A 13,933-nucleotide genomic window follows, 5' to 3' on the forward strand; every position below is an offset into this window, starting at 1 on the left:
GAAGCTACAAACATTTCTTCGAAATTTGTGTATCTTTTTATGAAAACACAAACTTTTTTGAGAACGCAGGGGTTATAATTTAAGAAATTGTAAATTTCAGCCCCCGATTTTATGGGCTGAGGTTAAATTTTAGTTGCCTTAACAAATATTTGTCTGTATATGGTTATTTTTACGCTTTTTTTGTTATTATTGCAACGGAATTAGCAAAATAATTCATCAATAAAATTGATAACCACAAAATAAAATTAATGTTTTTATGGCTGGTACAGCAGAATTAATACTTGATGGTAAATCTTACCAATACCCTACCATAGAAGGTTCGGAAGGAGAGAAAGCGATAGATATTGCCAAACTCCGTGATGAAACAGGTTATATAACAATCGATAGCGGCTATAAAAATACAGGAGCTACCAAAAGTGCCATTACATTCTTAGATGGTGAAGAAGGAATATTACGCTACCGTGGCTATGCCATTGAAGATTTAGCTGAAAAAGCTAATTTTCTTGGAGTAGCTTATTTATTAATCTATGGCGAATTGCCGAATAAAGAGCAATATGATAAATTTGATAATGCTATTCGCAGACATACGTTAGTAAACGAAGATATGCGTCGCATTTTTGATGGATTTCCGGTAAATGCACACCCGATGGGCGTGATGTCGGCCATGATTAGTGCCATGAGTGGTTTTTATCCTGATTCTTATGACGATAAAGCCCCTGACCATACCGAAACGCATATCATCCGTTTGTTAGCTAAATTCCCTACACTGGCTACCTGGTGTTTCAAAAAATCAAACGGTCACCCGATCAATTATCCTAAAAATTCATTAGATTATTGCTCGAATTTTCTACATATGATGTTCTCGCTGCCGGTAGAAGAATATACAGTTGACCCGGTAGTTTCGGCGGCTTTGAACAAATTATTGATTCTTCATGCTGACCACGAGCAAAACTGCTCTACCTCAACGGTTCGTCTGGTAGGCTCATCAAAAGCTAATTTGTATTCATCTATATCGGCAGGTATTTCAGCACTCTGGGGCCCACTACATGGCGGTGCCAATCAGGAAGTAATTGAAATGCTGGAAGATATTAAGGCCGATGGTGGTGATGTAATGAAGTTTGTGAATAAAGCCAAAGATAAAAATTCAGGTTTCCGTTTAATGGGCTTCGGTCACAGAGTTTACAAAAACTTCGACCCGCGTGCCAAAATCATTAAAAAAGCGGCTGACGATATTTTAGGTAAATTAGGGGTGAATGACCCTGTATTGGAAATTGCCAAAGGACTGGAAGAAGCAGCCTTGCACGATGATTATTTCGTATCAAGAAAACTGTATCCGAATGTAGATTTCTACTCAGGTATTATCTACCGTGCTTTGGGCATTCCGACCAATATGTTTACAGTAATGTTTGCTTTAGGTCGCCTACCGGGTTGGATTGCGCAATGGAAAGAAATGAGAGCCAACAAAGAGCCAATCGGTCGCCCTCGCCAAATTTACACCGGAGCTACTTTGCGTCCTTTTGTAGAATTGGAGAACAGATAAGAGTTTTGATTTGAAGATATATGAAAGCCTTGGAGATAAGTCTCTGGGGCTTTTTTGGTATCTGATACCATAAACGATTTCCGTAACAACGGACGGTAAAAATCGTGATACACACCATTTCTTAACCCAAGTCAATTTTTAAGAAAGTATGCTGCTCTAATTTTGAAACAAAATTCTAAAATGATGAGCGCAAACAACACAGTATTAAAATTCTTCGGTATCTTCTTTATTGGGGCATTTATCTTTTACGCAATCGGAAATTACCTGATTGAATCCCAGATTCATAATTTAGAAAATTTGTCAGCCATTAATCAGCAAAAAAACCAGATGCTGATTGGTGCTTTGCTGATAACGTTCCTTCATACTCTTACGAATATAGGGTTAGTTGTTATTCTGTTTTCGGCGTTTAAAGACGTATTTAATATACAAGCCTATGCGTATCTGGCAACCACTCTTATCTCCACCATTCTTCTGGCTATAGGAGGTATTTGCCTGGTGTTGATTATTCCGGTAAGTGAATGGGCGAACACCTATAATCAGCAGTTGTTAGACAAACTTTTGCAAAAAGGACAATTCTATTTCTACCAGTTTGGAATGATGCTTTGGTGTATTGGAGGGTTAATTATGTGTAATATACTAATACAAACCAGAGTTGTGCCCAAATGGCTATCCGTTTGGGGATTTATAGGTTATGTGGTTTTTATGGCAGGCTGTTTGTTTGAGATTTTTGGAGTAGCCATTGGTACTTATACTTCTATTGTGGGTGGGTTGTTTGAGATAACACTTTCGTTGGTGGCGATTTTTAAGGGGTTCAGGTCCCCGTGATACGGCTATACTCGTCCGCAATAGGTCGTGGCACGGGTATTTTAGCTAATCATCTTTCTGTTCTTTCACTCCAATTTATACGTGACACGCGCTTTTGCGGACGAGTAGTAGGCGTGCCACGCAGGAACTACCTGTTTTTAGCCATCCGTTTCCTGATTCTACTCAAAGATTCCGGTTTTACACCAATGTAACTGGCTAACTGATATTGAGGAATGCGCTGAATTAAATCTGGTTTAGATTCAAGAAGTCTTATATAGCGTTGTTCGGGACTGTCTGTAAGATAGGTATTGATGGTGTGCTGGTAGTCGATAAAAGCATTTTCTACAATCTTTCGGGCAATGGATTCGAGGCGGGGAAACTGGTCGAAAATGTTTTGCGCCTTTTGGTCATTGCCTATCAACAAGTAACAATCTTCCTCGCATATCCAATAATATTTTGATGGTACATCAGCCGTACCCAATGAAAGTACCCATTGATTTTCGGTAAAAAAAGCAGTGGTTTTCTCTTCACCATCAATAAGATTATATTGTCTTACCAAGCCTTCTAAAACAAAAAAAGTGTCGCTAGCATATTGCCCCTCACGTACCAGAAAATCTCCCTTGCAATATTTCTTTATTACTGCACTATCGGCAATAGCCTTTGCCTCGTCGGCTGAGAGCGTTTGTATGGCAGAAAAATAGCTGACAACCTTTTCTTTCATCAATGGCTCATTCATGGCTATTGTTTTCTTTGCATAATACGCTGCATATATTTGCCCAATATATCAAACTCCAGATTGATAGTACTACCTACTGCTAACTGATGGAAATTGGTATGCTCCCAGGTGTAAGGAATAATAGCTACACTAAAGCCATTGTCTTTTGAGTTGACAACTGTCAGGCTTACCCCATTCACACAGATAGAACCTTTTTCAACTGTTATATTATTGGTTGCAGCATCATATTCAAAAGAAATCAGCCAACTGCCATTCTGGTCTTCAAGGGCTGTGCAGATACCTGTCTGGTCAACATGGCCTTGCACAATATGACCATCAAAACGTCCGTTAGCAGGCATACAACGTTCTAAATTTACTTTGTTGCCAATGGCTAATTTACCTAAATTGGTTTTTTTCAGGGTTTCGTCAATGGCCGTTACTTTGTATCGCACGGCTGTATCCCCATTTGTTCCTTTAATGGATTCATATTCAGCATTCAGCAATGCTACAACTGTCAGGCAAACGCCGTTATGCGATAAACTCTGGTCTATTTTTAGCTCGTGGGCAATATCAGATTCAAAAGTAAAAGTTAAATTTGTGCCATCTGGCTGAATATCAATGAGGTGTCCCATTGACTCTACGATTCCGGTAAACATATACTAAACAATAAGGTTTTCGACTGCGAATTACGATATTTCAATTGAGAATAGCGAAAAAAAGTTCTTATTAGCTATATTAGCGGAAGATAAACTACAAACCCCCGACCCCTAAAGGGGAGTTGCAGAATTGTCGATAAAGCTAAAATTCTTAAAGGGGAATAAACTATAAAAGGTTTCCAAAAATCATCTAATCATATGTTTAAAAACAAATTTGTTCTTTTTTTTCTTGTTATCGCTATTGCAGGTATTCTGTTTTACTCGCTCAGGGGTACAGAAGACTACATTGCTACCATCAGTGAGAGACGTAATGAATATGCCCAGACATTAGCTAACGATAAAGATTCGCCCATTGCCAATCTGTCTAACTTTACAGGCTTCAAATACTTTGAACCTAATGTGGACTACCGCATTGAGGCTGATTATAAAGGCACGGCAGATGGCGGACAAACCATGATTCTGATGACTGACAGCACCCAGAGCGAAATCAAAAAAGCCGGAGAAGCCACCTTTCTGCTAAATGGTGAGAATTATACAGTAAGTCTTTTTGATGAAGGGAAAATCTATCTTTTACCTTTCAGAGACCTAACAAGCGGTAAAGAAACCTACGGTGGCGGACGCTACATTAATATTCCGAAAGAAAAACTGGTAGGCGATAAAATAGAGATTGATTTCAACAATGCTCATAATTTTTATTGTGCCTATAACGAAAGCTTTATATGCCCGATTCCACCGAAAGAGAATTTTATTCAAGCAGAAATTAAGGTAGGAGAGAAGGTGTATAAGTAGGGGTTAAAAACTAAATATATGGATTAATAATGTCGACTTGAGTCGGCATCAGCAACTAAAAATAATCCCGCGCGGCGTCCGCTTTGTTTAATTAGGCGGCGACCGCAACGGCGGAGCGTTTCTATTCGCTGTCTGCCAGGTGCAAAGGAAAACAGCCAATACCCGGGTTCACCGAATAGAATTCGGTGGCTAAGATAACAACGGAACAATTTCAGTATATGCCGACTCAAGTCGGCCCTTATTAAGAAAATAAAAACCAACCCTACAAATAACCAAAAAACAAACAATATCTTTCATGAAAAAACGCTTCATCCAAACACTAACCTTTGTTATTATCAGTGCTTATTCACTGGCACAAGACATCAAATCTATCGATGCCTTTACTATCGGAATGTATAAGAACGAAGGCTTTTTGAATTTTTACTGGAACGATAAAGATGGCAAGGTCTATCTTGAAATCGACAAGTTCGATACCGAACTATTGTATTATCCCTCATTGGCGCAGGGTGTAGGCTCAAACGACATTGGTTTAGACCGTGGGCGTTTGGGGCAAGAACATGTAGTGAAGTTTCAAAGAAGCGGCAATAAGGTTTTGATGATTGAGCCGAACTATTCGTACAGAGCCATTTCTGAAGACCCTCTGGAACGCAGAGCCGTAGAGCAATCGTTTGCCAAATCAGTTCATTTTGGTTTTGAAGTAAAGGCTGAAACCTATGGCAGAGTATTAGTGGATTTGACGCCTTTTCTGATTCAGGATGCCGTAGGAGCTATACAGGATATTGCCCGAACCCGACAAGGGGCTTTTCGTTTAGATGCTTCCCGCTCGGCATTATACCTTCCTAATACCAAAAACTTTCCTAAGAACTCTGAGTTTGAAGTAATCATTACTTTAACAGGCGATAATCCGGGAGGCTATCTGCGTGAGGTAGTACCTATTGCTAACATCGTAACCATGCACCAGCACCACTCATTTGTGGAGTTGCCTGACATAGAAGCCGACAGAAAAACAAAAGCTTTTACTCCCAGAGAGTTTGATCCACGCATTGGGTATGGCGGCATAGAATACTTTGATTATGCCACGCCTATTAGCGAGCCTATCATGAAACGATATATCTCTCGCCATCGGCTACAAAAGAAAGACCCGACTTCCATTCTGAGCGAACCTGTAAAACCGATTATCTATTACATGGATCCGGGTGCGCCTGAACCCATACGCTCGGCATTGATGGAGGGTGGTGCCTGGTGGAATCAGGCTTATGAAGCGGCCGGATACAAAGATGCTTTTCAGGTAAAACTACTCCCAGCTGATGCCGACCCAATGGATGTTCGCTACAACCTTATTCAATGGGTGCATCGCAGTACACGTGGCTGGTCTTATGGCGCCAGTATTATAGACCCTCGTACCGGAGAAATACTAAAAGGTAAAGTAACTTTGGGGTCATTGCGTGTTCGTCAGGACTTCCTGATTGCGCAGGGTTTCATCGGCAATTATGAAACTGATACTTCAAAAGTCGGTGAAATCAACCAAATGGCCTTAGACAGATTGAAACAGCTATCTGCTCATGAAATCGGACATACGCTGGGGTTGCCGCATAACTATATTTCAAGTATTAATGGCCGTGCTTCAGTAATGGACTATCCGCATCCGCTTATCAGCTATGCCAATGGTAAGTTCGACCTTTCCCGTGCGTACGCAATGGGCATTGGTGAGTACGATAAAGCCTCTATTATCTGGGGTTATCAGGATTTCCCTGATCATGTAAACGAGAAAGCAGAGTTAGAGAAAATTGTACAGAATACACTTAGAAAAGGATTACGCTTTTTAACCGACCAGGATGCCCGTCCTGAAGGCTCGGTGAGTCCGTCGGCGCACTTGTGGGACAATGGCGGCGATGCTGTTACAGAATTAAAAAGAGTAACAGAACTGCGTAAAATTGCTTTGAGAGAGTTTACTGACAACAAAATCAGAGTTAATACACCTATGTCATCTGTAGAAGAAGTATTGGTGCCGATATATATGTTTCACCGCTATCAGACCGAATCGGCGGCTAAGGTATTAGGTGGTGCCGATTATAATTTTGCCTTGCGTGGTGACGGACAGGTTATTTATGACCCTGTACCTGCCGCTAAACAGCGTGAAGCCTTCAATGCGTTAATGCAAACCCTCACACCGGAGTTTTTAGCCGTGCCAGACCATATTCTGAAAATGATTCCGCCAAGGGCATTCCGTTACCAGGCTAATCCAAGAGAAGTTTTTAAACGTCATACAGGTTTGGGATTTGACCCATTGGCTCCGGCAGAAGCATCGGCAGCTTTTACGCTACGACTGATGCTGAACCCTGAACGTAGTGCCAGATTAGTGAGCCAGAAAGTGATGAAACCTGATTTGCCGACTCTGGCAGAAATTTCAAGCCTGATGGTGCAAAAATTGTGGAAAAAGCCGGAAATGTTTAAAAATAACAGTTATTATGCACAAATAGACCGGATGGTAGCCATGTTGTTTTTAGACCAGTTGATGAGTCTGGCAAATAACAAAGATGCCGCTATGGAAGCCCGTGCCAATGCTTATGGTGCTATTGACGATATACAGGATTGGCTGAAAAGCAATACCGTTGACGGTGCAGGCTTTGCTCGTCTGGCATTATTGAAAATCAAACAATTTGAAGAAAACCCTGATATTACTATCCCGACTAATGCTTTAGCTGCCCCTGATGGTGCCCCAATCGACCCGGGCTATGAGTGGTTGAATGAGGATTGTGAGTGGAAGTGAGAAACCGCCCCTAACCCCTAAAGGGGAATTTTAATTCTGCAATAGATTTAATAAATCTATTGCAGAACTATTTATTTAGGGAGTATAAGAAATTTTAATTGACCTAATTGAGATTGAAAATTTTCGGGTATAATTGTGAAATTTTTTAGACTAAAAAAGAAACTTCAATCATGCTAAAAATATCATTACTCATTATCCTTTTATTGCTTTGTTTTCCGGCATTAACGCAGAAAACAAAAAAAGAAACCATGTTGCGGGCTCACAAACTGCTTGAAAAAGACAATTGGAAAGAGGCTGAAAAATTGGTCATGGAATATGCAGAAAATGGCGATGCAGAAGCACAATATTTAATGACGAAGCTTATAGGAATTAAGATAATTGACTTAAATGGAAAGAGATATGATGAAGGAGTCGTACAAGCAAAGAATTGGCTTGGAAAAGCTAATAACCATGATTGGCTATTGACTAAAAACCCTTCGGATGAAGACTCCATTAGAACTCAATATGTTGCTATTTCTCACAACCCTGATTATACTTCAACTGGAAATCTTGCACCAGAGGGCTCACTTATATTTAAGGAAGAAAAACGAATAGGAATCATCAGAAAAGCCGCGGAGAAAAACATTTTAGATGCCCAATTAATGTATTCAACAGGGTTACTATTAAGAGGAGACTCCTTAGAAGGTATTAAATGGTTGAATATGGCCGCCGATAATAAACATAGTGAGGCCCTTTATCAATTAGGAGCACTATATAGTAAGGGAAAGTGGTTAAAAAAAGATATTAGTAAGGCGCTTGATTGCTTTTCTAAATCCTTGGAAACTGGCTGGGGAAAGGCGGCCTGGAGTTTAGGTTATTTTTATTATGAGGGAAAAGAAGTTGAACGAGACTTAGATAAAGCAATTTACTATTTTGATAAAGCCTATCTCTTATCGGAAAAATACAACCATACTAAAAATTCTTCATTATTTCGTTTGGGGGCTATTTACGTTGAAAAAAAAGCATATCAGAAAGCTATTAGTATGTATCAATTAGTGGATGATTATTCTAATGATATTGGAGAGGCAAGGTTCAGAATGGGTGAAATTTATGCAACTTTAAAACAATATAATAAAGCGGTTTATTGGCTGAGTAAGTCTAATTACAAAGATGCAAACCGTAAACTAAAAGAAATAAGGAATAGATAAAAGATAGATTGTTGGTTGTTAAGCAACAGATAAACAATATTCTAATTAATAAATAACCTCCCCCATGAAATAAGAAATCGAAAAACACGAAATACCTTATGAAAGAGTCATAGTTATCAGTTTACAGATTTGAAAGAGTGTAGGATTTTAATTAAATAAACTTCCTCTGCAATAGATTTACACAAATCTATTGCAGAAATTACTACATATAAAACAACCATAATGAAAGCTCTTCTGATTATATCAATAGTCAATTTTGTAATTGCTTGTGGTGGTACAGATAAGCCCAGTTATGTTCAAAATAAAGATACATTAGCCATAGCAAGAAAAGACACAGTAAAGATTATTGACTCTTTAAGAAGTGGATTGTCTGAGAAAGAAAACACCATAACTGTTTCTTATGCTGCCATAGCATGTGGTTGTCCACAATGGTTTGAAACAAAATTTAAGGATATAGCATTTTTAGAAGGTGTTGGAAAGTTCTATGTAGAGCCGATAAGTAAAGATTTAATTGATGCGAATACTATATGGGATGGCGAGCATCTTCCTCTTACCATTAAAGTCACCGGAAGATTTTCTAAAGAAAAAGGAATACCACGCAATCGTTTTACTAAAGAAATACCTGAAGAAGCCCAAGTTTTTTGGTATGATAAAATTAAGGTTATTTCACCTGAGTAAGCATGGAAAATAACTACCAGTCATTATTTGAATTGGATAATTCCCTGAAGCTTGCTACTAGTGAACCTACGCCCTTAGTACAGAATCATAATGCCTTACTAATAAAGAAATTGAAAGACTTGCGATTCATGATTGGTCAAAAAACAGGTTTGGCATACTTAGTACCAATGGCTATTCAGGTTTTGCAAGAGAATATTTTTGCAGAAGGAGATTTTTATGAAGGAGACTTGTTGCAAAATGTTTTATCAATTGATAAAGTTTTCTGGACAAAGAATAATGACCTTTATTTAAGGCTTAAAGAAATTATACAACAGGATTTTGATATGAATAAGATTGAGACTACTGATGAAATAAAAGCTATGCTTCAATCTTTAGCTGATAATTTCTGAAATTAAGTTTTCCTCTGAAATAGATTTACAAAAACCTATTGCAGGCCTATAAATTTATTAATTTTGATAATACTTTGACGTACTTTCCATAAACGCTTAAAATCAATAAATCCAGCATGAAAATCCTTGCAAAAACGCTATTACTGATTGCAGTTGCTCTCACAATTTTAAATTGCACGCCTCAAAAACAACAAGTATTTAAACCCGGTGAGGTTTACAAATCAAAGGGCTTAGTGATTAACCAGATTGCCGAAAACTCCTTTCAGCATACCTCATTTAAACAAACCAACGATTTTGGATACGTGCCTTGTAATGGCCTTGTGGTGAGAAATGGGAATGAAACCATTATTTTTGACACACCTACTAACGATAAAAGCTCAGAAGAGTTAATCAAATGGGTTCAGGACTCACTTCATTGTCAGATAAATGCCATTATTCCCACCCATTTTCACGATGATTGTTTGGGCGGGCTGAAAGCGTTTCACGAACATTCGATTCCATCTTTTGCTAATTTTACAACCATAGAACTGGCCACGCAGAATAAATATACCGTTCCCGGAAACAGTTTTAAGGATTCACTTAAACTGAAAGTAGGCGAAGAATATATTACTGCTAAGTTTTTCGGAGAAGGGCATACCAAAGATAATGTAGTAGGGTATTTTCCGGGCGACCATATTCTATTTGGTGGTTGTTTAATTAAAGAATTAGAGGCCGGAAAAGGTTATTTGGGCGATGCAAATGTGGCAGAATGGTCTAATACAGTTGGAAAAGTTAAAAAGGCCTACCCCGATGTAAAAATTGTTGTTCCGGGACATGGAAACTATGGAAGTGGAAAATTATTGGATTTTACTATTAATTTATTCAAGACCAGGTAGAGGAAATTTTGTACCTACTACAGCCTTTATGTGAATATTCTTTAACATTCCACCGGAAGAAAAAATTGTTTGTATAACGATTTATTAATCGTTTCGCTTCGCACATCGGTAATCAGAAATTACACGTTGCATGGGCTAAACAACGATTTAAAAAATCGTTATACAAATGAAAACAACTACCTCAATTCGCAGGCGTATCATACAATTCTACATTCGCAATCAAAGGTTTGGCTAATGTGCCTTGAATAGCTACACGCACTTCCTTGCTATTTGTTCTCGGGAAATACACAATGCGTTTGTTGCCGATGGTAGTAGCTGTGGCAACAGTTTTCCACTCATTGTTTTCTTTTACCTGTACTGCAAAATCACTTACTCTTTGCCCGTAACGAATATCTTCCTGCACCACCAGACAATTAAAATTGTGTGCTTTGTTCATTTTAATATCCACACTGTTTTCGCCCACAGTTTTCGTGAAAGTACCCTTGGTTAAAAGATTTTTCTTAAAATATTCATCACGCATTTTCTTGAATTCCACCAACGATTTTTCGTCGTTTTCATGTACCAGTCCACGACCATCTACCGGAAGATTCAATAATAAATTAGCCCCTCTGCCCACTGATTTATTCCAGATGTCCATCAATGCTTCAGGCGTTTTTACTTTGTCGTCCTCGTTTTTGTGATAAAACCAGCCCGGACGAATAGACACATCACATTCTGCCGGAATCCAGTGGGTGCCATTCGCATCGCCTACATTCAGGTGTTTGGGTTTATCATAGGCAGGAAACAACTGTGCCCCGTTAATAGTACTCCAGCAAGTTTCTCCGGCAAATCCTCTTTCATTACCCACCCAACGAATATCAGGGCCTGCATCACTGAAAATAAGGGCATGTGGTTGGTAGGTTTTCACGGTTTTATTAAACAACGGAAAATCATATACCTGTTTTTTGCCATTAGGGCCTTCGCCATTGGCACCGTCAAACCATACTTCAAATAAATCGCCGTATTGGGTAGTGATTTCTTTCAGCATATTTACATATACCTGATTGTATTCTAGTGTGCCGTAGGTAGGGTGGTTTCTGTCCCACGGAGAGATATAGATGCCCATTTTTAGCCCATATTCTTTACATGCGGCTGATAATTCTTTCAGTACATCGCCCTTCCCATCTTTCCATTTCGATTCTCTTACGGTATGGGTTGAATATTTGCTTGGATAGAGCGCAAAACCATCGTGGTGTTTGGCGGTAATAATAATGCCTTTCATGCCTGCAGCTTTGGCAACCCTTGCCCATTGACGGCAATCTAATTGTGTGGGATTAAATACTTCTTCCTTTTCTGTACCATCGCCCCATTCTTTATCAGTAAAGGAATTCGGCCCGAAATGCACAAAAGCATAGTATTCCATCTTATGCCATTTGAGTTGGTCAGCAGAGGGTGTGGCACCATAAGGCTTAGGGGTTTGAGCCATTGAAATGCCTGCAAGCAAGCATAAAAAGAGGATTTTTCTCATGAGTGTTTTGTAGTAGAGTGTGTTGACCGATGGGTATCGGCTATTTTTTGTAGGGTCAAAATTAGTGAATTTGCATTTGTTTAATAGTATTTTTATGGGAGGAAATGTTTTGCGAAAATCTATTTCAGGAAAAATCACTTTCCTAATGGTTAAGCCCCTTGCCCTCAGCGTCTCATTGATTAATTCTTTCCTCAGTGAATGGGAGACTGAGAGAACAAAAGTTATGGACACATATAATCCAGAAATAAGTTTACACGAACCTGTTTTAAGACTTTGCAATATTAACTTATATTGCAATCCATAATACTTTAACTCAATAAGTTTATATGTCAACACGAAGACTTTTTATGAAGCAGGCTTTATTAAGTACAGGTGCATTGGTAATGAATATCCCCGTGTTTGCCGCAGCCAGAGAGGCAGGGTTAAAATTATCGCTGGCTCAATGGTCGTTCCACAGAATGCTTCAGTCAGGCAAACTGGATCATCTGGATTTTGCTGCCAAAGCCAAAAATGAATTTGGTATTGATGCCGTAGAGTATGTAAATGGATTCTTTGGTGGTAAAACCATGAATTTTAAAGAAGCTGCAAAAAACCAGAATTACCTGAATGAAGTGTTGAAGCGAAGCAAAGATGCTGGCGTATTTAATCACCTGATTATGGTTGATGAAGAAGGGTCGTTGGCATTGCCCAATGATAAAGAAAGATTGCAGGCTGTGGACAACCATAAGAAATGGATAGAAGCCGCCAGATTTTTAGGTTGCCTGACCGTGCGTGTGAACCTGCATGGAGACGGAGAGACGAATGCCAAAAAGACGGCCTCCATAGATTCGCTTGCAAGATTGGGAGAATTTGCCAGCACGATGAATATAAATGTGGTTGTTGAAAATCATGGGAGTGATTCATCAAAGGGTTTCTGGGTGGCTGAAGTAATGAAGCAGGTAAATAAACCGAATGTAGGTACGCTTCCTGATTTTGGTAATTTCTGTATTTCACATCCGTGGGGAACCACACAAGAAGGTTGTCAGGAGGAATATGACCGCTATAAAGGTTTGGGTGAATTACTGCCATTTGCCAAAGGCGTGAGCGCAAAAACCTATGACTTTGATGCTAAAGGAGAACAACCCATCATGGACTACAAAAGATTAATAGACATCGTAAAAAAATCAGGCTTTAAAGGGTATATCGGGATAGAGTTTGAAGGAGTTAAAGGCGATGAAGAAGAGGGCGTACGTAAAACAATTGCCTTGCTTGAGCGGTATTTGTGAGAATAAATGTCTGGACTCACAATGTGTACCCCAACAGCCGATGAATGGTTATTTAACCATCAGAAAAAATGAAAAACATAATTACTGTTCTATACTTAGCAATTGCTTTATGCATATCTTCATGTAATACTCAAGATAATAATAACTTGATACTTGATGCATCTTTGCCTGGGCGTGGACCTACCTATAATGTTTTTGAAAAGAATAAAGATGGTTTGATTCTGCCTAAATACAATTTCATTGACTACCACTATAAAAGTTTAAATGATAGCATGAAGGCTTATTACTATCATACTGACCAACTGTATTTGAAATCATTTTTGGCATTTCCGGAAAAATATGCTAAAAACACCTTTATTTCTTTTTCAGACGATACTATTTCAATTAGTCAAAAACTAAAAATCAGCATATATAATAATGATGATATTTACCGCCTATTTTACAAAAATTATCATATCATTACTAAGGAAGTAACAGGACGTGTCAGTTTATATTATGTGCCTGTAAATAAAACTGGGATGAATAGCATAAAAATTAAACAAAAATCAACAAATAGGGATATTGTATTTAACTTTTGGGTAATTGAAGAAAATAGACTCAAAAAAGACAGTGTTTTATTTTATAACATAACATCTGTTGATTCGATTGGTAATGAAAATATAAGAAAAATATTATACCCGGATTAATGTTCTTAGTTCGACTTGTCATACAAAAAAAATACTATTATCTGTTTCAGAAGTAGATGACATTTATACATA

13 protein-coding genes are annotated in these 13,933 nt (G+C 38.6%); 10 read left to right on the forward strand and 3 right to left on the reverse strand.

What is annotated here, in order from left to right:
- Positions 1 to 256 precede the first annotated feature (256 nt).
- A complete protein-coding gene (locus EWM59_RS17745; RefSeq protein WP_130022597.1) occupies positions 257 to 1,540 on the forward strand; it encodes a citrate synthase in 1,284 nt (427 codons plus the stop codon).
- A 183-nt stretch (positions 1,541 to 1,723) separates the two neighbouring features.
- Entirely contained in the window at positions 1,724 to 2,365 is a 642-nt protein-coding gene (locus tag EWM59_RS17750; protein ID WP_165372210.1) for a DUF4386 domain-containing protein, read from the forward strand.
- Between the two features lie 127 nt (positions 2,366 to 2,492).
- Here EWM59_RS17750 and EWM59_RS17755 read toward each other — a convergent pair whose 3' ends face one another.
- Together EWM59_RS17755 and EWM59_RS17760 are read right to left on the reverse strand one after the other, a co-directional pair.
- Entirely contained in the window at positions 2,493 to 3,080 is a 588-nt protein-coding gene (locus EWM59_RS17755; RefSeq protein WP_207220011.1) for a Crp/Fnr family transcriptional regulator, read from the reverse strand.
- A gap of 2 nt (positions 3,081 to 3,082) precedes the next feature.
- Positions 3,083 to 3,715 carry a riboflavin synthase gene (locus tag EWM59_RS17760; RefSeq protein ID WP_130022599.1) on the reverse strand — a complete coding sequence of 211 codons (633 nt, stop codon included), beginning with the start codon at positions 3,713 to 3,715 and terminating at the stop codon, positions 3,083 to 3,085.
- 198 nt (positions 3,716 to 3,913) lie between these two features.
- Here EWM59_RS17760 and EWM59_RS17765 point away from each other — a divergent pair, with 198 nt between their 5' ends.
- The 6 genes from EWM59_RS17765 (at position 3,914) to bla (ending at position 10,403) form a co-directional block, all read left to right on the forward strand.
- Positions 3,914 to 4,504, forward strand: coding sequence for a DUF1684 domain-containing protein (locus tag EWM59_RS17765; protein ID WP_130022600.1), 591 nt, complete (start codon positions 3,914 to 3,916; stop codon positions 4,502 to 4,504).
- 295 nt (positions 4,505 to 4,799) lie between these two features.
- Complete coding sequence (locus EWM59_RS17770) at positions 4,800 to 7,274, forward strand: zinc-dependent metalloprotease (RefSeq protein WP_130022601.1); 2,475 nt, start codon at positions 4,800 to 4,802, stop codon at positions 7,272 to 7,274.
- 170 nt (positions 7,275 to 7,444) lie between these two features.
- On the forward strand, positions 7,445 to 8,461 hold the full coding sequence (locus EWM59_RS17775) for a tetratricopeptide repeat protein (protein WP_130022602.1): 1,017 nt from the start codon (positions 7,445 to 7,447) through the stop codon (positions 8,459 to 8,461).
- Positions 8,462 to 8,683: 222 nt separating this feature from the next.
- Positions 8,684 to 9,139, forward strand: coding sequence for a hypothetical protein (locus EWM59_RS17780; RefSeq protein ID WP_130022603.1), 456 nt, complete (start codon positions 8,684 to 8,686; stop codon positions 9,137 to 9,139).
- A gap of 2 nt (positions 9,140 to 9,141) precedes the next feature.
- Positions 9,142 to 9,528, forward strand: coding sequence for a contact-dependent growth inhibition system immunity protein (locus EWM59_RS17785; RefSeq protein WP_130022604.1), 387 nt, complete (start codon positions 9,142 to 9,144; stop codon positions 9,526 to 9,528).
- Positions 9,529 to 9,644: 116 nt separating this feature from the next.
- Positions 9,645 to 10,403 (forward strand): subclass B1 metallo-beta-lactamase, encoded by a 759-nt coding sequence (bla, locus tag EWM59_RS17790; protein ID WP_130022605.1) that lies wholly within the window; start codon positions 9,645 to 9,647, stop codon positions 10,401 to 10,403.
- 181 nt (positions 10,404 to 10,584) lie between these two features.
- Here the strand turns inward: bla and EWM59_RS17795 are convergent, their stop codons facing one another.
- Positions 10,585 to 11,910, reverse strand: coding sequence for an alpha-L-fucosidase (locus EWM59_RS17795; protein WP_130022606.1), 1,326 nt, complete (start codon positions 11,908 to 11,910; stop codon positions 10,585 to 10,587).
- 326 nt (positions 11,911 to 12,236) lie between these two features.
- Here EWM59_RS17795 and EWM59_RS17800 point away from each other — a divergent pair, with 326 nt between their 5' ends.
- Together EWM59_RS17800 and EWM59_RS17805 are read left to right on the forward strand one after the other, a co-directional pair.
- Entirely contained in the window at positions 12,237 to 13,175 is a 939-nt protein-coding gene (locus tag EWM59_RS17800; RefSeq protein ID WP_130022607.1) for a sugar phosphate isomerase/epimerase family protein, read from the forward strand.
- Positions 13,176 to 13,243: 68 nt separating this feature from the next.
- Positions 13,244 to 13,861, forward strand: coding sequence for a hypothetical protein (locus tag EWM59_RS17805; RefSeq protein ID WP_130022608.1), 618 nt, complete (start codon positions 13,244 to 13,246; stop codon positions 13,859 to 13,861).
- Positions 13,862 to 13,933: the final 72 nt, after the last annotated feature.

It is taken from the genome of Emticicia agri (assembly GCF_004168285.1).
Classification (GTDB): domain Bacteria; phylum Bacteroidota; class Bacteroidia; order Cytophagales; family Spirosomataceae; genus Emticicia; species Emticicia agri.

What these genes read in the sequence shown, in the direction of transcription:
- EWM59_RS17775 (WP_130022602.1), top strand. Translation starts at nt 7,445, where the DNA reads ATGCTAAAAATATCATTACTCATTATCCTTTTATTGCTTTGTTTTCCG.
- EWM59_RS17785 (WP_130022604.1), top strand. Translation starts at nt 9,142, where the DNA reads ATGGAAAATAACTACCAGTCATTATTTGAATTGGATAATTCCCTGAAG.
- EWM59_RS17760 (WP_130022599.1), bottom strand. Translation starts at nt 3,715, where the DNA reads ATGTTTACCGGAATCGTAGAGTCAATGGGACACCTCATTGATATTCAG.
- EWM59_RS17780 (WP_130022603.1), top strand. Translation starts at nt 8,684, where the DNA reads ATGAAAGCTCTTCTGATTATATCAATAGTCAATTTTGTAATTGCTTGT.
- EWM59_RS17805 (WP_130022608.1), top strand. Translation starts at nt 13,244, where the DNA reads ATGAAAAACATAATTACTGTTCTATACTTAGCAATTGCTTTATGCATA.
- EWM59_RS17765 (WP_130022600.1), top strand. Translation starts at nt 3,914, where the DNA reads ATGTTTAAAAACAAATTTGTTCTTTTTTTTCTTGTTATCGCTATTGCA.
- EWM59_RS17770 (WP_130022601.1), top strand. Translation starts at nt 4,800, where the DNA reads ATGAAAAAACGCTTCATCCAAACACTAACCTTTGTTATTATCAGTGCT.
- EWM59_RS17795 (WP_130022606.1), bottom strand. Translation starts at nt 11,910, where the DNA reads ATGAGAAAAATCCTCTTTTTATGCTTGCTTGCAGGCATTTCAATGGCT.
- EWM59_RS17800 (WP_130022607.1), top strand. Translation starts at nt 12,237, where the DNA reads ATGTCAACACGAAGACTTTTTATGAAGCAGGCTTTATTAAGTACAGGT.
- EWM59_RS17745 (WP_130022597.1), top strand. Translation starts at nt 257, where the DNA reads ATGGCTGGTACAGCAGAATTAATACTTGATGGTAAATCTTACCAATAC.
- bla (WP_130022605.1), top strand. Translation starts at nt 9,645, where the DNA reads ATGAAAATCCTTGCAAAAACGCTATTACTGATTGCAGTTGCTCTCACA.
- EWM59_RS17755 (WP_207220011.1), bottom strand. Translation starts at nt 3,080, where the DNA reads ATGAATGAGCCATTGATGAAAGAAAAGGTTGTCAGCTATTTTTCTGCC.
- EWM59_RS17750 (WP_165372210.1), top strand. Translation starts at nt 1,724, where the DNA reads ATGAGCGCAAACAACACAGTATTAAAATTCTTCGGTATCTTCTTTATT.